Source organism: Streptomyces hilarionis (genome assembly GCF_024539675.1).
GTDB classification, from domain to species: domain Bacteria; phylum Actinomycetota; class Actinomycetes; order Streptomycetales; family Streptomycetaceae; genus Streptomyces; species Streptomyces hilarionis.
The window spans coordinates 1-20,963 of the sequence record NZ_JAHHIT010000100.1 but is presented as its reverse complement, the minus strand read 5'-3'; the positions used below and the strand labels follow the sequence as shown (position 1 = coordinate 20,963).

The 20,963-nt window shown below is 68.0% G+C and carries 16 protein-coding genes; 5 read left to right on the top strand and 11 right to left on the bottom strand.

Annotated features, from left to right (window positions below; all coding sequences use genetic code 11):
• Positions 1 to 31 precede the first annotated feature (31 nt).
• Positions 32 to 883 (top strand): LysR family transcriptional regulator, encoded by an 852-nt coding sequence (locus KMS84_RS24035; RefSeq protein ID WP_256918509.1) that lies wholly within the window; start codon positions 32 to 34, stop codon positions 881 to 883.
• 424 nt (positions 884 to 1,307) lie between these two features.
• On the opposite strand, the gene KMS84_RS24030 is transcribed toward KMS84_RS24035, so the two are convergent.
• A complete protein-coding gene (locus KMS84_RS24030) occupies positions 1,308 to 1,760 on the bottom strand; it encodes an iron chaperone (protein WP_256918508.1) in 453 nt (150 codons plus the stop codon).
• Positions 1,761 to 2,027: 267 nt separating this feature from the next.
• Between KMS84_RS24030 and KMS84_RS24025 the strand changes: the two genes are divergently transcribed.
• Positions 2,028 to 2,513: a GNAT family N-acetyltransferase gene (locus KMS84_RS24025; protein WP_256918507.1), complete on the top strand. Its 486-nt coding sequence runs from the start codon at positions 2,028 to 2,030 to the stop codon at positions 2,511 to 2,513.
• A 44-nt stretch (positions 2,514 to 2,557) separates the two neighbouring features.
• Here the strand turns inward: KMS84_RS24025 and KMS84_RS24020 are convergent, their stop codons facing one another.
• The 3 genes from KMS84_RS24020 to KMS84_RS24010 form a co-directional block, all read right to left on the bottom strand.
• Positions 2,558 to 2,941 carry a DUF6009 family protein gene (locus KMS84_RS24020; protein WP_256918506.1) on the bottom strand — a complete coding sequence of 128 codons (384 nt, stop codon included), beginning with the start codon at positions 2,939 to 2,941 and terminating at the stop codon, positions 2,558 to 2,560.
• A gap of 175 nt (positions 2,942 to 3,116) precedes the next feature.
• A complete protein-coding gene (locus tag KMS84_RS24015; RefSeq protein WP_256918505.1) occupies positions 3,117 to 4,649 on the bottom strand; it encodes a DNA primase family protein in 1,533 nt (510 codons plus the stop codon).
• Positions 4,646 to 5,671 (bottom strand): bifunctional DNA primase/polymerase, encoded by a 1,026-nt coding sequence (locus tag KMS84_RS24010; RefSeq protein ID WP_256918504.1) that lies wholly within the window; start codon positions 5,669 to 5,671, stop codon positions 4,646 to 4,648. The genes KMS84_RS24015 and KMS84_RS24010 overlap by 4 nt, the downstream gene beginning before the upstream one ends.
• A gap of 1,227 nt (positions 5,672 to 6,898) precedes the next feature.
• Here KMS84_RS24010 and KMS84_RS24005 point away from each other — a divergent pair.
• Complete coding sequence (locus KMS84_RS24005; RefSeq protein WP_256918503.1) at positions 6,899 to 8,866, top strand: YncE family protein; 1,968 nt, start codon at positions 6,899 to 6,901, stop codon at positions 8,864 to 8,866.
• 342 nt (positions 8,867 to 9,208) lie between these two features.
• Positions 9,209 to 11,236 (top strand): eCIS core domain-containing protein, encoded by a 2,028-nt coding sequence (locus tag KMS84_RS24000; RefSeq protein WP_368860709.1) that lies wholly within the window; start codon positions 9,209 to 9,211, stop codon positions 11,234 to 11,236.
• Positions 11,237 to 11,251: 15 nt separating this feature from the next.
• Here KMS84_RS24000 and KMS84_RS23995 read toward each other — a convergent pair whose 3' ends face one another.
• Positions 11,252 to 12,097 carry a PaaX family transcriptional regulator C-terminal domain-containing protein gene (locus KMS84_RS23995; RefSeq protein WP_256918521.1) on the bottom strand — a complete coding sequence of 282 codons (846 nt, stop codon included), beginning with the start codon at positions 12,095 to 12,097 and terminating at the stop codon, positions 11,252 to 11,254.
• A 35-nt stretch (positions 12,098 to 12,132) separates the two neighbouring features.
• Positions 12,133 to 12,768, bottom strand: a complete 636-nt coding sequence (locus tag KMS84_RS23990) for a GNAT family N-acetyltransferase (protein ID WP_256918501.1) — start codon at positions 12,766 to 12,768, stop codon at positions 12,133 to 12,135.
• A 116-nt stretch (positions 12,769 to 12,884) separates the two neighbouring features.
• Here KMS84_RS23990 and KMS84_RS23985 point away from each other — a divergent pair, with 116 nt between their 5' ends.
• Positions 12,885 to 13,925: an alpha/beta hydrolase family protein gene (locus tag KMS84_RS23985; protein ID WP_256918500.1), complete on the top strand. Its 1,041-nt coding sequence runs from the start codon at positions 12,885 to 12,887 to the stop codon at positions 13,923 to 13,925.
• 343 nt (positions 13,926 to 14,268) lie between these two features.
• Here KMS84_RS23985 and KMS84_RS23980 read toward each other — a convergent pair whose 3' ends face one another.
• The 5 genes from KMS84_RS23980 to KMS84_RS23960 all read right to left on the bottom strand — a co-directional run.
• Positions 14,269 to 15,393, bottom strand: coding sequence for a ParB/RepB/Spo0J family partition protein (locus tag KMS84_RS23980; protein WP_256918499.1), 1,125 nt, complete (start codon positions 15,391 to 15,393; stop codon positions 14,269 to 14,271).
• Positions 15,390 to 16,652 (bottom strand): ParA family protein, encoded by a 1,263-nt coding sequence (locus tag KMS84_RS23975; protein WP_256918498.1) that lies wholly within the window; start codon positions 16,650 to 16,652, stop codon positions 15,390 to 15,392. Before KMS84_RS23975 ends, KMS84_RS23980 begins: the two co-directional genes overlap by 4 nt.
• Positions 16,653 to 16,952: 300 nt before the next feature.
• On the bottom strand, positions 16,953 to 17,393 hold the full coding sequence (locus KMS84_RS23970) for a DoxX family protein (RefSeq protein ID WP_256918497.1): 441 nt from the start codon (positions 17,391 to 17,393) through the stop codon (positions 16,953 to 16,955).
• A gap of 78 nt (positions 17,394 to 17,471) precedes the next feature.
• Positions 17,472 to 18,023: a DUF3291 domain-containing protein gene (locus tag KMS84_RS23965; protein ID WP_256918496.1), complete on the bottom strand. Its 552-nt coding sequence runs from the start codon at positions 18,021 to 18,023 to the stop codon at positions 17,472 to 17,474.
• Positions 18,024 to 20,648: 2,625 nt separating this feature from the next.
• The coding region (locus KMS84_RS23960) for a hypothetical protein (RefSeq protein WP_256918495.1) at positions 20,649 to 20,963 on the bottom strand (315 nt) is incomplete at its 5' end.

The window sequence follows — 20,963 nt, the reverse complement described above, 5'->3', positions numbered from 1 at the left end:
GGAGCCGATACCTGATGGGTATCGTTGCAGAGTGGAGCTACGGACCTTGCGCTACTTCGTGGCGGTCGCCGAGGAACTTCACTTCGGCCGGGCCGCCACCCGACTGCACATGAGTCAGCCGCCGCTGAGCCGGGCGATCAAGCAGTTGGAAGCCGAGGTCGGGGCGCTGCTCTTCGCCCGGTCGACCACCGGCGTCACCCTCACCGCGGTGGGCGCGGTGCTGCTCGACGAGGCGCGAGCCCTCCTCGAACACGCCGACCGCGTCCGGGAACGCGTGGGCGCGGCAGCCGGCGTCGCGACCGTCACCGTCGGCATCCTGGGCGACGGCGGCGACCCGGGAGTGGCCCGGCTGGCCGCGGCCTACCGGCGCAAGCACCCCGGAGTCGACATCCGCATCCGCGACGCCGATCTGACCGACCCGACGTGCGGACTGCGCGCCGGGCTGGTCGACGTCGCCCTCACCCGGGCGCCGTTCGACGAGACCGCCCTGACGGTGCATGCGCTGCGCACCGATCCGGTCGGCGTCGTCCTGCGCGCCGACGATCCGCTGGCCCGCCGCGACGAGCTGCGGCTGGCTGAGCTGCGCGACCGCCGCTGGTTCCAGTTCCCGCAGGGCACCGACCCCATCTGGCAGTCGTACTGGAACGGCGGCAGCCCGCGCGAGGGACCTGTGGTGCGCGCCGTACAGGAATGCCTGCAGGCTGTGCTGTGGAACGGCACGGTCGGCCTGGCCCCGCTCGGACACGACCTGCCCGCGGAGTTCACCGTGGTGCCGCTGATCGACATGGCGCCGTCCCGAGTGGTGGCGGTGTGCAACGAGGGAGACACCAACCCGTTGACCCGGTCATTCGTCAAGATCGCGACAGCCGCGTACCGCCACTGAGGACCGGCGGTGGCGCTGCCGGAGCTCGTGAACATTGCGGACGCCGTACCGGTGTCGAAGTCGCTGTCGCCGGCGCCGGATGGCTTCTCGGCGGCACCATCGGAGCCGGCACAGTCACGACCCTGGGCTCACCCACACAGGTGATACCCGCGCAAGTCCACCACCGCTCGCGGCGGTTGACAGCGTCCGTACCGACACCCCGTGTGCCGCACGAGACAGCCGGTACCGTCCGTCCCCCGGCCTCTGAACGCCCCTCAGGGCCCCGCGGGAAAGCCGGCGAGGCCCCGGATGCACGACTGCCTGTCCGACGTCCCGGTGAAGGCCGTACGGCCACGACAGCTGCCGTCCCCGACCGGCGGCGCGGGGGCACCCCCCGCCCCCGCGCTGCCGGTCGGGCACTTGTTCCGGCCCGGGCGCAAGGCCCCTAGCTGACCGCCTGCTTCACGAGCGCGGCGATCTGCTCCTCCACCTCCGGCGTCACCTTGGCCAGGGCGAAGCCGGTCGCCCACATGGAGCCCTCGTCCAGGTTGGCGGGGTCGTTGAATCCCAGGGTCGCGTACCGCGCCTTGAACTTCGCGGCGCTCTGGAAGAAGCAGAGGACCTTGCCGTCCAGCGCGTAGGCAGGCATGCCGTACCAGAGCTTCGGCGTGAGCTGCGGGGCGCTGGCGGTGACGACGGCGTGCACCCGCTCGGCCATGACCCGGTCGGAGTCCTCCATCTCGGCGATCTTGGCGAGCAGGTCCTGCTCCGCCTGCGCTTCCTTGTCCGCCTTGGAGCCGCGGCGCGCGGCGGCCTTCTGCTCCTTGGCGTGGTCCTTCATCGCGGCCCGTTCCTCGGCCGAGAACCCTTCGTATCCGTCGCTCTTGGTGTTGCTCATGGTCACTCCCGTAGCCCGTGGGTCCCGTAGACCGACCCAGCGCGCTCGGCCGAGCCCGGTCCCTGCCGCCAGTACAGCATCCGTTGAGCATCAAGCCCTTGACTTCCGCTAGAGCCTGACTCGACCCGCCCCGACCGGAGTCATCCTGTGCCGACGGGAGTCGTCCCGTGCCGGGCAGGGCGGCGCTCGTGCGACAGCGGCGACGACCATGGCATCGGCGGGGAATCGTATGGACACGGCCCGGTGCCGTCATCCATGATCTGCCGCATGATCCGGCCCGCCACCGTTGACGACGTCGCGGAAATCCACGCCATGATCCGTGAGCTCGCCGAGTACGAGCGAGCCCTCGAGCACGCCCTGGCGAGCAAGGAGCAGCTGCGCGAGGCGCTGTTCGGCGAGCACCCCGCCGCGTCCGCCCTGATCGCCGCCGACGACGAGACGGGCGAGGCTCTGGGCTACGCCCTGTGGTTCCCCCGCTTCTCGACCTGGACCGGCAACCGCGGCATGTACCTGGAGGACCTCTACGTCCGGCCCCGGGCCCGGGGGCAGAAGTACGGCAAGGCCCTCCTCGCCGCCTTGGCCGCGCTGTGCGAGCGGCATGGCTTCGATCGCTTCGAGTGGTGCGTCCTGTCGTGGAACGAGCCCGCCATCGACTTCTACAAGTCGATCGGTGCGGAGTTCCTGGACGAGTGGCGGGTGTGCCGGCTCAGCGGCGCGTCCCTCGCCGGCCTCGCGGCCGAGGCCGGCCGCTGACCGCGTCTGCCGCCTTGCTCACGGCTGGCGTGCCGTCACGACTGTCACGACGTGGAGCCGGTTATGGCGGCCGGCCCGCGCTGTGACCGGGGTGTCTTCTCGCCCACCTTCTTGACCTCGATGGTGCGCGGGTCCACGGCTTCGCCGGGAGCGCCTTCGCGGTAGAGGCCGCCGGGGAGGCTGTCGCGGTCGTGCGGGAGGAGGAAGAAGACGCGGCGCTTGTACAGGCCGCTGTCGGGGTCGGGTTCGGCCTCGTCGTCGAGTTGGGCGTAGCCGACCATGCGCCCGTCGCGGGCGTAGGGGGGCTTGGTGTTGCGGCGCCGGGTCTTGTCGAGGGCCTGGCGGACGTAGTCGAGGTTTTCGGGGTCTTCCAGCCACACGACGTGTGCTTCGTGGGTGAGATCGCCCTCGGTCAGTAGCGAGCTCATGGCTGTCGCCCCTCCTTCGTCTGCGGGGCGGTGTGGCATCCCGCCTCGTGGTGTGGTGGTTCGCCCGCGACTGGACGTGGCCCCGCCGGTCCATGGTAGGCCGGGCGCATACGGGCCGGTAGGGGCCTTGGTGCCCGGCGGGGGCCGGGAGGGGTGTGCGGCGCGTGGTGTCGGTTCATGACGGGCTGTCCAGCAGGGCGAGGCCGGGGTAGTACTTGCGGCCGTTGGATTTGATCATGTCTGCGGGTGAGGCGAGGCCGACTTCCTGCCGGACGCGGGTGGCGAAGGCCCGGGTGCCGGCGGGGCGGATGCCTTCGCCGGTGCTGCACCATGCCGCGTAGGCGGTGTAGAGCAGGCCCTGTTCCACGCGCAGGTCGGGCTGGTTCTCGAGGTCGCTGGTGCAGCATTCGCTGAGGAAGCGGCCGATGTGGTCCTCGGTGTTGGCGTAGGCGCTGGTGGCGATGCGGACGCGGTCCGGGCCTTCGAGGCTGTCGCGGGTGGTGAGGTAGCGCCGGGCGCCCTCGATGAGCCATTGCAGGATGCCGGGGCCCTCGTCGCGGACGAGTTCGAAGGCCAGGTTGTCGATCTTGCGGTGGTCGGGGACGGTGCGTTCGAAGGGCAGGAGCCGGATGCGGCGCCAGAACGCGAAGCCGCCCGTGGAGACCTCGGGCCTGTGGTTGCCGAGCAGCCACAGGTGGTGGGTGGGGGTGAAGGAGAAGTAGTCCTGGCGCATGCGGCGCGCCTTGATCTTGTCTCCGCCGGTCAGCAGCCGGACCCGGGCTTCGTCGAACTTGTCGTTGGGCTTGAGCTCGCTGCACACGATGAGCCGGCGCCCGTGGAGTTCGGTGAGCTCGGTGGAGTGCTCGGAGAAGGCGCCCCGGTCCATGAGGAACCCGGGAGGCGCGGCGTCGGCGTAGTCGCCCAGGACCTGGATCATGACGTCGAGCAGGACGCTCTTGCCGTTCTTGCCGTGTCCGTGGAGGAACGGCAGGACCTGCGCGCCGACGTCGCCGGTGATGGAATAGCCCAGCAGCAGGTGCAGGAAGCTGATCATTTCCTGCCCCTCCGCGTCGTCGCCGAAGGTGTCGTGCAGGAAGCGGTGCCAGCGCGGGGTCTGGGTCTGCTGCGGAGCGACGCTGGTGGCCCGGGAGTTGAAGTCGCGGGTCGGGTCCGGCTTGCGCAGCAGGCCGGTGTTCAGGTCGACGACGCCCGCCGGGGTGCACAGGACGTAGGGGTCGCCGTCGAGGCTGTCGGGGTCCAGGGAGAGGTCCGGCGATGCCTTGGCCTGGGTGAGCAGGGCCTTCATGCCGGTCGTCGACAGGGTGCGCTTCTTGTGGTGGTGGAGCTCGCGGTCGCTGAAGAGGCCGCGAGGGTCGCTGTCGGGCATGTCCTCGGCCATCTCGCCGGCGGCCCACAGGGCAGCCTTCTCGCCTCCGGTGCGCTTCCAGCGGTAGCCGTCCCACGAGAACCAGCCGAGGCCCTCCACATGCCGGAACTGGTCGCGGTAGAGCGTGACGAACAGCTTGGCGTTGCCGCGGTCGGTGAGCGTGCCCGGCAGTGGAGGTGCCACGGCCCAGGACGGAGGGGCGGACGGGGAGGCATGAGCCTGGGCGGGCAGCGGGGCCGGCTGGGAGGCCGGCGGCTGGAGGTCCAGCATCTGCTGGGCGGCGGCGCTGGCGTCGAAGCGCGGCAACTCGGCGCTGCTCATGAACGTCCTTGGAGGAGGAACGGGCGGGCGGCCCCGGCGGTGAGGGCGTCGTCGATGATGCGGTCGTTGCGTGTGCTCTGCCAGGGACGGGCGCGTTCGGCCGCATCGCTCAGCAAGGCCCGTGCGGCGGCTTCGTCGAGGTGTCCCGCGGCCACGAGCCCTCCGGCCGTGTAGCCGGCCTTGTTGAGCTTCTCCGTGAAGGCCGCGCCCTCGGGCATGGCGGCGCACTCGGCCACCTCCCCCAACAACGGGTCCAGGACGGCCTGCCAGCCTCCCGCGGCGCGCGGCCGCCGGCTTCGGGGAACCGCGGGACGGGAGCTGGGGCGGACCGGGGCCTGCTGAATCATGTGTCCGGTCCTCACGAGTTCTTCGCCGAGCCACTCCGGCAACGGCGCGGGCAGGCGTGCGGGTCCCTCGCGCAGATAGACGCCCTGGGCCGTGCGCGTGGTGGGCGCGACGATGTAGCCGCCGTCGGCGCGTACGTCGACCTGCCAGGCGAGCGCGACCTTGGAGCCGGAGCCGGTGGAGCAGCGGAACCGGACGGCGGGGTGGGGGTTGCGGTACCAGATGTGCAGGCCCCCGGAAGGCGTGCGTACGCGCAGGGTGCTCTCGTCCTGGGCCGGGTCGGGCTGACGGCGCAGTGCGGCCAGGAGCGCGAGCGTGTCGAAGCCGGAGGCCAGGCCCTGGAGGTCGACGTCGTCGTGGATGGGGATGCCCGGCAGCAGCCGGTTGCGGTCGGGGACCTGCGCGCAGTGCGCGTCGACGTCGATGACGACGAGGTCCGCTCCCCCGCAGGCGACGCCGACGCCCCAGGACGGTGTGCCGCCCCACCAGGCGTCGATAAGGGCAGGGTCGGTGGTCGCCGCGTGGAAGCCGTGGCAGGGCCTGCCGGCGGCCAGGCAAGGGCAGCCCGCGGCCGGGTGGTGCTGTTTCCTGCACGCGGCACAGTTGCCCGCAGGCGTCTTACGGCCGCTTGCGAGGGGATGGACGGGCCAGCCCTGTAGGGCGCACCAGCGAGCCACGGCATGCGGCGTGGCTGGCCGCCCCGCTGCTGTGGGCTCTCTCGTCGCGCCGAGGCCGGGCACTCGTCGTCCTTCTGCCGGGGGTTTGGTCCCTGCTCGGCACGGGAGTGGTGCCGGACTGAAGCCAGGGGCTGGAGGGACCGAAGGGACTGTCTTTCGGAAGAGAGTGTATGACCTGCGGTACTGTGGCGGGCGGATACTCCCCCCGCGTGGCGGGCTATCAGCTTCTCGGTCCCTACGGTCCCTTGAGGGCCTTGTAGGCGGCACCCGGAAAACAACCGGTTGGCCGGAATGCCCCGACTGGGAGCGACCCAAGCGACCGTGCCCGGATACGGGGGGGTGTCCGGTCCCTCTCCTTCGGTCCCTCTCCCTGCCGGGGGACCAAGCCCGCGACGGGCGGAGAACTGGGCTCCGGCAGGGACCGAAGGCCCAGGGACTGAAGCCCAGGGACCGAGAACCCCTTGGGACCCTCTGGTCCCTGGGCTTCAGTCCCTACCTGTTTGCGCAGGTCAGAGGGCTTCCGGTCTCCCTGGAAGGGACTGAAGGGACTGAAAACGCCAATTATCAGCTAGCTGGATACATGTACCTACAGATGCGCACGCGCGTACGTAGGTACGCAGGACTAGCTCATAATTGCCGAGTTGAGTCCCTTCAGTCCCTTATTCGGTACTCCTACCCGTGCTGACCTGCGCTTTTTCCAGGGACTGAAGGGGAGGGACCGAAGACGGCTCAGTCACTGTTCTTCAGTCCCTCCCACGGAGCGCCGGCCCGCTCCGTAAGCCGACCGCCGACTCCCCTGCCTGCCGGCCGGTCCCTGCCGCCTGCCAGGGACCGGCGGCCCCACACAGGGCGGGCGTACGCCCCTGCGGCCACAGCCCCTGGCGACACAAGGCGGCTTGCACCCCCCACCTCAGGTACGGCGGTGCGATTCAAGGGGTGCGCGTCCTACGGACGTTCACGTCGCAGCGCAGCACGATGCTCAGCGGATGGCTTTCGTCCAGGAGGGCGTCGAGGCAGCCAGGTGTTCGCGAACGTTCGGTCCCCCGAGCAGCTGGCAGGCCCGCTTTGCGGGCGGACAGAAATCCCGCCTCTGTTGTCATTGGCATGCCATAGGCTGCCGCTCTGCCGCGTTCACGCACCCGCTCGGGTGCGAAGGGGGGACGCCGGCGCTTCCTTACGCCCGGTGGATGTGGAAACCGGGCTCCTTTCCTGGGGGTTCTCATTTCTGTGCGCAGGCGCAGCATCTCGGCCGCGACGACGCTCGCGGTCGTCCTCAGCTCCGCGGTGCTCACCGCGTTTTCGGCGGGAGTGGCCGTGGCCGACTCCGCCAGGCTTCTTCCGGTGGAGTCGGTCGGCGACATGGTCGTGGACGGCGCCCACCAGCGGGTGTACGTCTCCGACCCGGAAGGAGGCAAGATCGTCGTCACCGACTACGCCGGGACAGTCAAGGCGACCTTGACCGGGTTGTCCGGCGTCACCGGCCTCGCCCTGTCCGCCGACTCCGGACAGGTGTACGCGGCGGTAAAGAACAGCAGCAGGATCGTCTCGCTGGAGACGAACACGTACACCGAGACCGCGAGCTACCCGGTGGGAGCGGCTCCGGGCGACCTGGAAGTGGTCGACGGACGGATCTGGTTCGGCTACGGCTCCAACTTCGGTTCACTCGATGTCTCCGGCGCCGAACCCGTCGTTCACCTCGCCCAGCGCGGAGACGCCAGCTCCTTCGGCGGTACGACGCTGCTCGGCGCGGATCCCGCCGTCCCGGGGGTTCTGGTGGCGGGTGCAGCCGGCGGGCTCGCGGTCTACGACGTGACGGCCGAAGGGGCCGTGCTGCGTGCCAAGGGCGACATGGACACCGCTGTGAAGCAGCTGGACCTGACGCCCGACGGCAAGCAGATCCTCACCTCGTGGGGTGCTCCGGGCTTCGGCTACGGCATCGGCGCCTACTCGACCGCCGACGTCACGGCGCAGAGCGGCTATCCCATCGACGCGTACCCGAACGCCGTGCGGGTCGCATCCGACGGCAGCGTCGCGGGCGGCAGCTTCTCCTGGTACGAACCCGACGTCCACATTCTGCGACCGGGCGCGGCGAAGCCCGTACGTGAGTACGACTTCCCCAACACGGGCAACAGCAGCGGCGCCGACACCCTCGTGGACGGCGCACTGGCCTGGGCCCCCGACAGCAGCCGGGTCTTCGCCATCTCCGTGAACACCGGCGGCGTCTTCACCCTGCGGGCCCTGGCGGACCCGACCAAGGAGCTGCCGACGCTGAAAGTCACGGCTCCGGTCAAGGCGGAACGCGCCAAGAAGCTCACCGCCACCGGCAGACTGACCTCCGCGACCGCGCTTCCCGCAGGCACTGTCCTCAAGGTGACCCGGACGGACCTGGAGTCACCGGCCGGCAAGCTCCTCGCCCCGGTCAAGACCAAGGCGGACGGCTCCTTCACGTTCACGGACGTCCCGCCCGCCGGCGGCAAGGTCACCTACCGGGTGTTCTTTGCGGGCGACGCCTCTCACGCGGCCACCGCCGGCTCCGCAGCGGTGGCCGTCTCGCGCAAGGCGACCGCGCTCACCCTCACCAACAACGGCAAGGTCTACGCGTACGGCAAGGACGTCACGTTCACGGCGCACCTGGGAGCGACGTACAAGAACCGCACCGTGGCCATCTACGTGGACCCCGCCGGTTCCGACAAGCCCAAGAAACTGGTCAGGAACGCCAGGGTCAACTCGCAGGGCAACCTGTCGGCGGTCATCGACATGACCCGCGACACGACTGTCACCGCAGTCTTCGCGGGTGACGCGCGCAGCGCTGGCAAGACCGCGAAGGCCACCGCGGCCGCCTACGCGAGGGTCACGACCGCCGTCTCCCGGCACTACAAGACGGGGCGGATCGGCTCCACGTCGTACTTCTACTTCCACAAGAACACCGCCCCGTTGTTCACCACGACCATGAACTACTACGGGGGCCGCCAGCAGCGCCTCCAGATCCAGGTCCCCTACCAAGGCGCCTGGTACGACACCGACTCCGAGTACTTCCCCGTGGGCGCCAACGGGAAATCGGCTGTCACGCTGCCCGCCCCGGGCGAAGCGGGCATCCGTGCCCGGGTCCGCTCGTCGTACATCGACCGCTCCTCCGGCGACAGCGTCAACGCGACCACGCACGGAGCGTGGAAGTACATCATCTTCACCAACTGAGCCCGGGTCGCGAAGGAATCCGCGACAGCGACATGCACGGCGGCGCGCCCGCCCCGCAAGGGGCGGGCGCGCCGCGCGTTGCGGCGAACCGCCCTCGCCAGAGCCGATGTTGCCCTCATATCTGCCCCTGTAGCCATGGGCAACGGGGCTCGCATGCGGAAGGGTGGAGCGTTCGTCGCTCTCATGACGACGTGGGGAGAAGGGGAGACCGTGCGCGCACAGAGGCATGAGGCCGACCGGGAAGACGGTCAGGGCCGTGGCCGCCGAACCGCCGGCTCTCCGACATTGCTGCCGGGCAAGCTCTCCGTCATGTCACCGCAACAAGCACTGACATTGCAGCGTTTGGCGGGCAACACCGCCGTGGTGCAGAGGCTTCAGGACGAACGCGAGACCCTCGCCTCGACCTCGGCCCCGTCGTCGACCTCGTGCGCGTCGCACGGGCCCGCGGCGACGACGGTGCAGCGTTCCGCGGTGCACGAGGTGCTGGCAGGAGCAGGGCGGCCACTGGACGCCGACACACGTGCCGACATGGAGACACGGCTCGGGGCCGACTTCTCGGACGTGCGTCTGCACACGGGTCCCACGGCCCAGCGGTCGGCGGACGAGATCGGCGCCCGGGCCTACACCTCGGGCAGTCACATCGTCCTGGGCGCGGGCGCCGGGGACCGCCACACCCTCGCCCATGAGCTGACCCATGTCATCCAGCAGCGCCGCGGACCGGTCGCCGGCACCGACCACGGGGACGGACTGAGCGTCTCCGACCCGTCCGACCGCTTCGAACGTGAGGCCGAAGCCAACGCCGGACGCGCGCTGAGCCTCCCGGCGGAACACGCCGCGCCCGCGCCTGCGGGTCCGGAGGGGCACGCGGGTCACAGTCACGGCCACACTGCGGCAGGCAGCGCCGTGGTGGCGCAGCGCATGTGGAACGGCAGGGGCACCACCAGTCGCTCCCGGCGTGCCGGGGCGAACGACGTGGGGGCTCAACTGGCGCGCCAGCAACGCGAACAGATGGAGTACCTGCCCGCCCTGTACATCCCGGCCGAGACGTTCGGCCGCGACGGCAGCCTGCCGCCCCAGCCCACCCTCGCCTACGCGACACCAAGCGCGAACGACGTCGAGATCCTGCGCATGGAGGACTCGCTCCTGCCGAGCGTGCCCCACCGCGACCCCGCCCCGCGCACCGCATGGCCGATGAAGTACCAGTCGGGAGACTTCATCTACCGCGTGGAGATGGTCAACGATCCGCACGCCCAGACCAGTGATCTCCTCATCGACACGGCCCAGCCGTTCCGCATCCTCCGGCGGACCCTGAAGATGCGGCAGGGCGGCGCGTCAGCGGGCCGCACCTACCGCTTCGCGGAACGCTGGGCGCCCAACCCGCAGTACTGGAACCTGCGCGACCCCCAGGACGCCGCCGATGCCGCAGCGCAGGCCGCCGACCGGGGCCTGCCCGCCGAGGAGCGTCTGAGCCCCTACGACGTCGCCGGCTTCTCGCCGCTGCCGACCGACGCCGACCAGCCCTTCGTCTTCTACGTCTCGCCGAACACGGTCGACCCGCACTTCCAGCGCAGGGACGGCACCCAGAAGAACGAGCGCAGGTATCTCAGCGCGGAACGGTTCGACGGAACCGTCGCCGCCGGAGCCGCGGTGACGGGCTACGACCAACAGGCGTTCCAGGGGCTCTCGTCGCCGCACCAGGTGGACCGCCGCACCGGACGCCGCGACCCGGCCCGCGCCATGGGCAACCAGCAGGCCAACCAGCTGATGGGCAACGAGGGGCGCGGGGGCTCCACCGGTGAGCGCCTCGCCTCGCACGAATGGTGCCACCTCGTCGGCGACGGCGACGGCGGCCCGGACCGCCCCGAGAACCTGGTGATCGGAACCAACGCGGTCAACACCGAACAGCTCGCGATGGAGACCGCGCTGCGCCCCTTCGTCGGACGCCTGCGCACCATGGGCTACTCGATCCAGCTCCGCGTCCGGGCCCTGGTCACCCCGGTGGACGATCCGGCGCTTCCCGGCGGCCGGTGCAACGTGGCGCAGTACATCAGCTACCGGATCTCGCTCGTCCCCCACGGCGAACTGAACGCGGCCAATCCGTGGGAGATCCACCGGCAGATCATGGACGGACAGCGCGGCACCATCACCGAGCTCGAGTTCACCTACCTGCACCACACGGTACGGGCCAGGCTGCGCCGGGCCATCGAGGACATCGAGGCCCAGGACGACGACGACCGCATGAGCGACGGCCCGGGCGGCCCGCAGGTGCACCAGGCCGCGTACGGTGCTCCGTACGCCGCTCCGTACGGCTACGCCCCGGCCCTTCAGCCGGCGATGCCCGGTGCGGGCGCCGGGTACTACCAGTACTGAGGCGTCTGCGCGCCGTCAGCTCGCGGTCCGGTCCGCCGTCTCCCGGGCGACGTCGGCGTATGCGTGGAAGAGGACGGGGCGGGCATCTGCGCCTGCCCGGCCGTGCAGAGCCGCCCAGCACCGCGCGACGAGTTCCCTGGCCTGGGTTCCGGGCCAGGGCCGGGGCAGGAGCTGGGGCGGCAACAGCGGGTCGGGTTCCATAGCTCGGGTGAGTTCGGCGGCCAGTTCGACGGCGATCGTCAGGAGTGCGGACACGTCGATGCCCGCCGGGTCGGCGAGCCGGGCGAGGCGGGGACGTGCGATACGGCCGAGGCGGTGATAGCGGTCGGCGATCTCCTGCAGGGGCCACAGCTGACGGGCGAGTTCGAACGGCTCCTGGACGTCGCCCCTGCGCAGGTCCGTGGTGGTGAGGAGGGTGAGCGCGTCACGGGCGCCGAGCCGGTGGGCCGCTTCGTCGAGATACGGTTCCCAGGCGTTGGCGCTCACGTACAGGCCGCCCTGCAGCGGGGCCCCGCCGAGACGCAGGAGCGTCTCACGCAGAGCGTCCCGGGTGGTACGCGCCGATTCAGGCACCGCGAACGCGGCCACGTGCCACACGCCGTCCCAGGGTGTGAGCCCGGCGTCCTGCCGGAAGGCGTGGCGCACGAAGTCTGCGTTCGACGCGAGAGCGCGCGTGGTGTCCGCGGTGGCACGCAGCTGCGCCTTGCGGCCACGGCCTTCGTGCGTGAACTGCCCCTCGTTCGCGAGGCGTTTGATGCACAACCGCACCTGTTGGTCGCTCATGCCCAGGGTGTTGGCGACGGTGTACAGCTCGTCTGCGTCGACGGTGCCGTCCTCACGGATCAGCGCGTGCACGAGCATGCGGGTGGGGACCTCGACCTGGTCCGTCTCGGTGCTCACAGTTGTCCGTTCTTTCTCGTTGCGACGGTGCGACGCATCGTGGTCACCGCTGCGAACCCCAAGAGCCCGCGCAGATAGGGCGTGTGCTCGGTCCGTACGGCTGTGAAGCCGCGCCTCTCGTACAGGGCCCCAGCCCGCGGATTGGTGTCGATCACGTCCAGTCTGATCTCCCGGCAACTCTGTTCCTCCGCGATGGCGGCGACTTCTGCCAGGAGCAGGCTCCCGACGCCCCGGCCGCGCAGTCCCGCGTCCACGGCGATGCCGTCCATGACGAGTTGACCGGGTGCCGGGCGTCGTTCGAACAGGGAGAGGAGCAGGAGCCGGGGCAGGCCTCGCAGGCGTCCGTACGCGCGCAGGACATCGAGGGCCGATCCTCCGGTGAGGCCCCGACCGCCGAGTTGGTACCCGGCGAGGCCGATCAGCCGCCCGTCGAGGAGTGCGCAGACTGCGCGATCGGAGTTCAGGTGGGCGGCGAGGAAGGGCACCGCCTTGTCCGGGGGGTTGAGAGCGGGCCCGAGTTTGCGACCGAAGGCGTCCCAGTACAGCTCGGCCGCCACCCGCTCGGCTCCCGCTGGAACACCTCGCCGGATCGTGATCGCTCCCGTGCCGGCATCCGTCGTGTCCTGTCCCATGCTGTTCCGCCTTCGTTCGCTCCACCCTCGACCTGAAACTATCACTTTTGATACGACCGTTTTAGAGATGATAGTTTTTTGGCTCTCAGGAACCCGCACCGAGGAGGGCCAGCCCCATGCGTCCGAAGATCAGGCCCACACCGCGTCGGCTGCGCACACTCGCGTGGGCCCTCGCCGTCGTCCTGGTCGCGGCCACCGCCCTCGTGGGCGTGGTGCTGTGGCAGAACACCTACGACATGGACGAACAGCGGGTCTCCATCCGTCACGGCGGCCGCACCCTCCACGGCGTACTGGCCACTCCCCGGGACGGCAGCCCGCGCCACGGCTTGGTCGTGTACGTCCACGGCGACGGCCCCGTCAACGCCACCCACGACGACGGCTACAAACCGATGTGGGAGGCGAACGCCAAGGCCGGATACGCCTCGCTGTCCTGGGACAAGCCCGGGGTGGCGGGCGCACCCGGCAACTGGCTCGACCAGAGCATGGACGACCGTGCCGACGAAGCGGCAGCCGCTGTCGCCTGGGCGCGGGCCCGCCCGGACATCGACGGCGACCGGATCGGACTGTGGGGCGCCAGCCAGGCGGGCTGGGTCCTGCCGAAGATCGCCGCCAGGACGCCCGTCAGCTTCGTCATCGCCGTCTCCCCCGCGATCAACTGGCTCCGACAGGGCCGCTACAACCTCCTCGCCGAACTGCGCGCCGACGCCGCGTCGGCCTCACGCACCAAAGCCGAGATCGCCAAGAGCGACACCGTCCGCCGACTGCTGCGCCACCACGCGACCTTCGAGGAGTACGTCGACGCGATGGGCGATGACACGGACGGCATGAGCGCCGACCGCTGGAGCTTCATCTCCAGGAACTACACCGCGGACGCCACCCGAGACCTCACCGCTCTGCGCGGAGTGCCGGTGCTGCTGACCCTGGCCGGCCATGACATCAAAGTCGACACCGCCGAGACCGAACGTGTCTACCGCTCTGTACTGGACGCAGCCGGGGCGCTGACGGTAGCGCGCTACCCGGAAGCCGCCCATTCATCGCTCAGGCAGTCCATCGAGCGATCAGAGATCAGGACCACCCTCACAGCCCTGTTCGCCCCCCGCTCACTCTTCGCCCACGGATTCCTCGACGACCAGCGACGGTTTCTCGACGGTCTCTGACGAGGCGGCGACGGTCGCCCAGCGCACCGAAGCCGTCGGCCGCATGCGTCCGCTTCCGCGGCGGGGCTGAAGCGTGCGCGGATCAGCTCAGAACAGGCCCGCTCCGCAAGCCACACGACTCAAGACCCACTCCCCCGCCACCGGCATCTGACGCTCGGCCGCCGCATCGGCCGCACCGGGTGATTACGGCGTAATCACCTGACCCGGACGACACCACTACGCGGGAATCGAGTCCCCTGTCCCGGCAGACACGACGAAGGGCCGGAGCGCTCTGGCGCGCCCGGCCCTCGTGCACTGCTGGCAGCAGCTCCTGATGGCTGCATGGTGATGGCGGTGACCTTGCTCAGGTGGCGGGGACGGCCTGGCTGTCCCGGTGCTTGATCAGCAGATCCAGCATCTTGTTGAACTCGTCGGGCGGCATCTTGTAGATCAGGTGCTGCGCGGCGTACACACCGTCCTCGTAGGGGAACCGCTTCGGCTTCTGCTCCCCCGCACCGGCCGTCACTTCGGCCGTAGGCCCCTGTGTGGGCACCGACGCCAAGGCCTCCGCCGACTGGTGTAGAGCCCCGTCATCAACGGCAGCCTGCGCAGACCTTGCTGATGGGTCGGCCCCTGGTTCCCCTGCGGCCTCGCCCTGGACGCCGGGAGCGGAGCCGCCGGTGATTACGCCGTAATCACCCTCCGGCTCCTGCTGGCGCTGAGGGACCGAACGCTCCACGGCCTTCTGGCTCTGCGGCGTGAGCGGGTGCGCCTTGGCCTCTTCCTTCCGGGCCCGCTCGGCCTTCAGCCCTTCCAGGGCCGCTTCCTGCTCATGAGCTGGTTTGTTGCCGACCGCGCGCAACAGGTCGATCGGCTCATCGCCGATGCGTTCTTGCAACGCGGGGGTGAGATGGAGAAGAGCCAGGCGCTGCGACACCCATCCCTGTGACCGATGGAGTCGCTTGGCGAGGGCCCTTTGGCTTCCGTGGATGGCAAGGAGGCGTTGGAGGGCGCGGGCTTCGTCGATCTCGTCGAGATCCTGACGGTGGATGTTGGCGACGAGAGCGGACTCCAGAAGTTCCTCGGACGTGGTGCCCTGATCGTCGCTGACCATGACCTTGATGGTGGAAAGGCCTGCTTCACGAGCGGCCGAGAGACGGCTGCTGCCATCGATGACGACATGGGTGGTGTCCGGCTCGAGGTCGGTTTCCTTGTCAGGGTTGGCCCTGACGTAGGCGTCGCGGTTCATGACCGTGATCGCCACCTTCTGCCCATGCGTCGCCAGGCTGCCGGCGAGGTCGGTGAGATCGCCCAGAGAGGAGCGCGGGTTGTCGGGGTTGACGCTGATGCGGCGGACTGCAAGTTCCGACGGGGGTGCGATGCCCTCGGTGGGAACGCCTGTGGCTGCGGCAACGGCCTGACGGCGTGCGCTCACCGAACGCGTGGCTCCGCCAAAGCGTCCGGCGCCCAGCTGATCGGCCTTGCTCATACGATCTCCCTGGCCAACGCGCGCATGCCGATCGCCTGCTGAGACTTGGGCGCGTACGACAGCAACGGCTGCTTCATACGAACGGCTTCCTTCTGCTCCTTGAGGTCACCGATGAGCCCGACGACCCGGGGATCCTTTATGTCGACCCACCCTTGCAGGGAGGACGTGGCGATGTAGCCGCGCCGGGAGTCGTAGAGATTGACGACGATGCCGAGGTAGTCGATGTCCACCTGGAGGTCGCCGCGCAGATCGTCGATCTGGGTGGTGAGCAGCTCGTAGGCGTCGGCGGAGCTGTCTTCCGCCTGGACCACGATGAGCGCGCCGGACTGGCCCGGGCTTTCACCGTCGCGCCGACGGCCGTAGTAGGCGGCGGCATCCATGCTGAGGCCGAGACTGGGGGGACAGTCGACGAGGATGACGTCGTAATCGGCTTCGAGAGGAGCGAGGGCCCGTTCCAGGGCTGCTTCGCGGGCCCGCACGGCGGACAGCCGCACGTCCAGGAGGAAGGCGTCGTTGCAAGCAGGCAGAAGGTGAAGGCGTCCGCCGAAGGTGCTGTCGTCGATGGAGACGATGAGGTCGCGGAGGTCGCCCTTGGGGTCACCCGCCATGTGGTTGGTGAGGCTGTCACCGCTCATCGGCAGGGGAGCGGCGCCCAGTTGGTTGCTCAGGTGGCACTGCGGGTCGAAGTCGACGAGGAGGACGCGCAGTCCGAGCCCGGGCAGGTTCTCGATGTCGAGCGGGTCGCCGGCCGGGGGAGCGTCGGGATGCGCGTCGCTGGCCCGGAGGGCCTTGGCGAGTGCCTTGGCGACTCGTACGGCGTGCAGGACGTCAGAGTCCTCGGCGAGGGCTTCACCGAGGCCGGCGGTGATCGCCGTCTTGCCTACGCCGCCTTTCTGGTTGCAGACGATGATGCGGCGGGTGACGGAGGGCCGCTCGATGTCGGGGGCAGGGTTGGTGTCCAGCCAGAGCTGGACGGACTGAGCGAGACCCTGGATGAGGGAGACCCCTCGATCGGCGGCGACTCGCCGGAAGTCCTCCCACTGCCCGGGGGGCAGGAAGGTGGAGAAGGAATCGGCGCCGGCGGTGTCGACGGGCGCGGTGGCCGAGGCCAGACCGCACCAGTCGCTGATGCCCTGCTCCACGGCACTCTGAATGTCGATGCCGTGCTGCGCCGTTCTGATTTTGAGGTTCTGCCGGAGCCATCCCGGCAGCTTGGAGACGACCTTCTCGCGGTCGCTTGAGGTGGCTGGCGAACTCATGCAGGACACCATACTAACGTCGATGATCGATAGCAGCATTGACGCGTTAGGTAGACCAAGTTGCTGCTTCGAGTCGACGCCCCGGGAGTGATTACGCCGTAATCACCACTGGCGTCACGTGAGCTGACCGTCATACAGGACGTCCGTGGGCAAGGCGATCGCATGCTGCACTCCCATCTGGTGCGGGTCTGAGGGGTGATTACGACGTAATCACCCCTCAGACCCGCACCAGCAGACACCGACCAGACATGCAGAAGGGGGCGTCCGAACCTGCCGGACGCCCCCTTCCGGGTGAGAGGCTCACGCGCGTCGTCGCACCAGGTTCAGAAGATCCTTGATGGAGTCCCGGCGCACCCAGGCGATCAGGACGAGCGGCACGATGAGGATCAGCGGGGTCGCCGCGTTCTCGCCGTTGAAGACGGCCACCTGGACGATGAACGCCCCCAGCATGAGCGCGCTGAGCGCGACCGCGGCCACCGACTGCAGCACCGGAACCAGCAGGGCCACACCGCCGGCGAGCTCCAGCACGCCGATCACGTACATGCCGGTGCTGCCCCAGCCGATCTTCTCGAAGGAGTCGACGGCGTAGGAGTTCGCGATCAGCTTGGGCAGGGCGCTGGCGATGCCGTAGAAGAGGGCGAGCAGCACCTGCACCGTGCGCAGGGCGATCTGAGCACGGCGGCCGCGGGCGGCGGAGGCGACAGAGGTGACGGGGACGACGGGAGCGGTGGTCTCGGACATCTGATTCTCCTGTGCTGCGCGGGGTGATGAGCGGCACGTGCCGCTGTCACAGGGATAGACCACGTGCTACGCCAGAACTCATCGGTCGTTCCTCGGCCCGATGTCTCTGACCCCGGTCGCAGCCCCCTCAGGACTGAACGAACGGTGGAAGGTGAAAGCGTGCGGTGCGGAGCCGTGGTCGTGGAGGTCCTCCAGCCTGGCAACACCGTCCCGCCAGGTGGGTATTACTTCGTCGGACACCCACCAGAAGACGTAGTTCGGGTGTCCTGTTCTCTCGAACCAGTCGTGACGCCTGTTCAGCGCCCGACGGTGAAGACCGGTGTAGACGGCGTCGAAAGCGGGGACCAGGTCGGTCCAGAGGGAGAGGGTTGCCGCCAGGGCGGTGGTCTCCACCGTACGGCCCTTGCCATACCAGGTCGGTACGGTGAACTCCCCCCAGGCACCCCAGTCCGCCTCGAAGAGCGCGCCCTGGTCGCCGTCCGCCGCTTCCGCATGAGCGAGGTACCCGGGGTACCGACTGATCTCCCGGTAGACGGCTCCACCGATGTCGTAGAACTCACGCGTGAGAGGCGTGGGATCGACGAGAGGTGACTTCAGGACACCGAACGTGTACAGCGCGAGACGCGGCATGGGTCTCTCCCTGGTTGGGGACTGGTGCGTGCCCGGTTCGGTGGGAACTCCCGTCCGACCGCGGGCGATTGCCGAAGACCACGTGAAGGTAGCTGCCTCCGTGAGTCCTGTCGAAGTTGCGTTTTCCCTGCCCAAGTGGCCTCTTGCATCGGTCATTTCGGGGCCCTGGCTGCAACGGAGGGCACGTGTGCCGGTGCCGCAGGGGAACGTAGGACCGTGTGAAAAGTTCCCCTGTCGGGGCAGCAAACCTCAGCAACGGTGACGTAGGTCGTTATGGGAGCGAGTCAGACGATGGTCCGAAAGCGATGAGAGACCGCTGGTAGAAAACCACGAGACACGAAAAGACGTTTTGTCGACCTGATGGCTGAATAGGTCTCCCGTTCGTGAGATAGCGCTCCCGGAAGGGAGGGGGAAGAGCTATCCTCGGGCCGTACCCGCTCGCCGGACTACCTGACTCTGTGTACAGGCGCGTCCTCAGGAGCGGGACCGCAGAAGCATCAGACGTGGTCAAGCCACATCTGACGAGGGCCGCCGTTCCCCAGCTTTGGCCAGAGGGGGAGCGGCGGTTTCATGTGTAGAGCCCTGAGCAAGCGCTCACTCTGCGTAACTGATCTGCAGTGTCATCACGGTCGGGAGCGCTCTCATCTCTTCGCATTTTTAATCTCGACTTCTACTGTTGAACAGGCAATTAAGTATTCGAGATCAATTAGCTGGTAAATTTCCATTCGGCTGGAATTAGCTGCGCGACTCACGGCGATTCGCTAATGCGATTTGCTCACGCTCCGTGTGTCAGTCACTACACACCGCTTGCCGCAGTCGAGCTGACGAGACGAAGTCTTCATACAGGACTAATCGTGCAAAAAATTCGTGACCGCGCCCCCTGACCTCTGGCGGTGTGGCCTTGGTCTCACCTGAAGAAGTGCCTGCGATCCGATCGGAGCCGAAAGAGTGAGGCGAAAACGGCAAACATGGTGACCTACTGGTCAGTAAGAGGACGAATCTGACCACATTTCAGATGACTGGTAGGCAAATGCGGTCAAGGTGCGGGGTATTGTACTCCCTGCCGCTGACACCACTTCAGGACGCGCCACCACAGCCCCGACAGGCTCAGTTGCTTTCGCAGATCTATAGGCGTATTAATCCATTCACTGCACTGGCGCAGCGAACCCCGAACGACTCTGGCCAAGAAGCTCAGTTCGGGGTTTTGTCCTCGTCAGAAGGGGCGCCCTTCGGGGCGCCCCACACAGTGGAGTGGCTGTATGAACGAAGACCATCAGAGTTCCACGGGCCCGTCAGGGCCTGCGGCGACCACGGGAAGTAACCCTCCCCGGGTCTCCACCACACCGATCTCTCCGGGGACACCCCCCGACGATGGTCGGCGCCGGCTCGAAGTACACATCGACCGGCACCTGGAGCTGCGGCTTTACATCTCGCCGCGGCTGCTCCGGTGGCTGGCAGGAAGCGCTGCCACCCTCGGGGGCGGCGTCTGGTACTTGATCCACTAACCGCACATGCGTCAGAGCAGCAGAGGCTCCGGTCCCGTGGGGGATCGGAGCCTCGCTCGTATCAATGGGTGGACGGAGGAGAGTGCCACCGCTATGAGGATCCTGTCGACGCCCACAGAGGCCTCTGAACGCCTGTCTCGCAGCCCCAAATCAATGGCCAAGGCGATTACTCTCGTGCTTCCGAAAAAGGCCCAGAGAGCCTCCTCCCAGAGACCAGTAGCTGTAGTGAGTTGTGACAGAAGCTCTTTTTGTTCTGTTTGTACGGTTTTGCGAACCGAGTGTCATCCGCGAGCTCAATATGGCACTCAGTGCCATATTGAGAAACCGGTCTGACTCCGCGTGCCGAAACAGGCTTATTAACCGCTTTCTCGTGATCATGTGATCCTCTGCACGTGGGCACGCGCAGCCGGCATGACGGTTCCTGTGCGGGCGTTGGCTTTCGCCTCCTGGACCCGACCTGTGCGATCACGCCAGCGCCCCCGGAGCGGGCAGAACGGTTACCGACGTACTTGACGGATCCTGACATCCTGTCTTGCCCCCCTCACCGAGGGGGGGGCAGCTGAACTTGCAGAGAATCTGCGCCACTTCAGAGAACCAGTCTCTTAATTTGGGAGAGTTTCCCTGTCCGGATCACAGGTGATTCTTCAGCTCCACGATTCTAAAATTCTGACTGTATTTCAGGTGGCTAGGCGTCAGGGAGCCAGGTAGGGTTCTCTCTGCGTATCGGAGCCTGAGGCGTTCCTGGCTGTGGTGGGCCAGGTGGGGACGGGGAACGCTGGAGCGCAAGCATCCAGCAAGCCGCTGGCCTGCGGGGGTGTATCTGGCCCAAGGAGAGGCGAACGTTGCTTCGGGCCTGCAAGCTGCAGGCCGGCCGAGGTGGAGGCGGTTCCTCGACTTCCTGCACGGGCTCCCGACTTATTAGTGGTGACCTCCCTTCAGTTTCCAACCAGCAGAAACCAGCAGAACCCACCAAACGCGCGACCTGAAAATCTCAGCTCCGTAAGAGAAGCCCGAGAAGCGAGCTCCGAATATTCGACGGGCAGAAGTCGCAGGATGACTTGTCGGGATGGTGGCCGAGTTCCAAATTTTACACAGGGCAGAATGTGATGCCTCAGTGCCCTCAAGGCTTCTTGCTGTATAGATGTATTAGCTGGCAAGTAGAGGAGACACGGCCGTTCACTCGGCACGAAGGCGGCTCAGTTTGAAGCGGCAGGAACGGCGAGACCACAGGAACGAGCACGGCAGTCCTGTAGCTGGCCTGCACTAGCGCGCTTGCGCGATAGTGCACAGTTCGCGCTTGCGCGAACTGTGTTTTTTCGAATTCCGCAAGCGGAATTCTATTTTCCCCGCTTGCGGGGAAATCCGGCGCTGCGTTGGATTTAAATTGCGCTTGCGCAATTTTTTTCTTTATGATCCGGCTTGCCGGATCATGGCC

What these genes read in the sequence shown, in the direction of transcription:
- KMS84_RS24030 (WP_256918508.1), bottom strand. Translation starts at nt 1,760, where the DNA reads ATGAGCAACACCAAGAGCGACGGATACGAAGGGTTCTCGGCCGAGGAA.
- KMS84_RS24025 (WP_256918507.1), top strand. Translation starts at nt 2,028, where the DNA reads ATGATCCGGCCCGCCACCGTTGACGACGTCGCGGAAATCCACGCCATG.
- KMS84_RS24020 (WP_256918506.1), bottom strand. Translation starts at nt 2,941, where the DNA reads ATGAGCTCGCTACTGACCGAGGGCGATCTCACCCACGAAGCACACGTC.
- KMS84_RS24015 (WP_256918505.1), bottom strand. Translation starts at nt 4,649, where the DNA reads ATGAGCAGCGCCGAGTTGCCGCGCTTCGACGCCAGCGCCGCCGCCCAG.
- KMS84_RS23995 (WP_256918521.1), bottom strand. Translation starts at nt 12,097, where the DNA reads ATGCTCGTGCACGCGCTGATCCGTGAGGACGGCACCGTCGACGCAGAC.
- KMS84_RS23990 (WP_256918501.1), bottom strand. Translation starts at nt 12,768, where the DNA reads ATGGGACAGGACACGACGGATGCCGGCACGGGAGCGATCACGATCCGG.
- KMS84_RS23985 (WP_256918500.1), top strand. Translation starts at nt 12,885, where the DNA reads ATGCGTCCGAAGATCAGGCCCACACCGCGTCGGCTGCGCACACTCGCG.
- KMS84_RS23980 (WP_256918499.1), bottom strand. Translation starts at nt 15,393, where the DNA reads ATGAGCAAGGCCGATCAGCTGGGCGCCGGACGCTTTGGCGGAGCCACG.
- KMS84_RS23975 (WP_256918498.1), bottom strand. Translation starts at nt 16,652, where the DNA reads ATGAGTTCGCCAGCCACCTCAAGCGACCGCGAGAAGGTCGTCTCCAAG.
- KMS84_RS23970 (WP_256918497.1), bottom strand. Translation starts at nt 17,393, where the DNA reads ATGTCCGAGACCACCGCTCCCGTCGTCCCCGTCACCTCTGTCGCCTCC.
- KMS84_RS23965 (WP_256918496.1), bottom strand. Translation starts at nt 18,023, where the DNA reads ATGCCGCGTCTCGCGCTGTACACGTTCGGTGTCCTGAAGTCACCTCTC.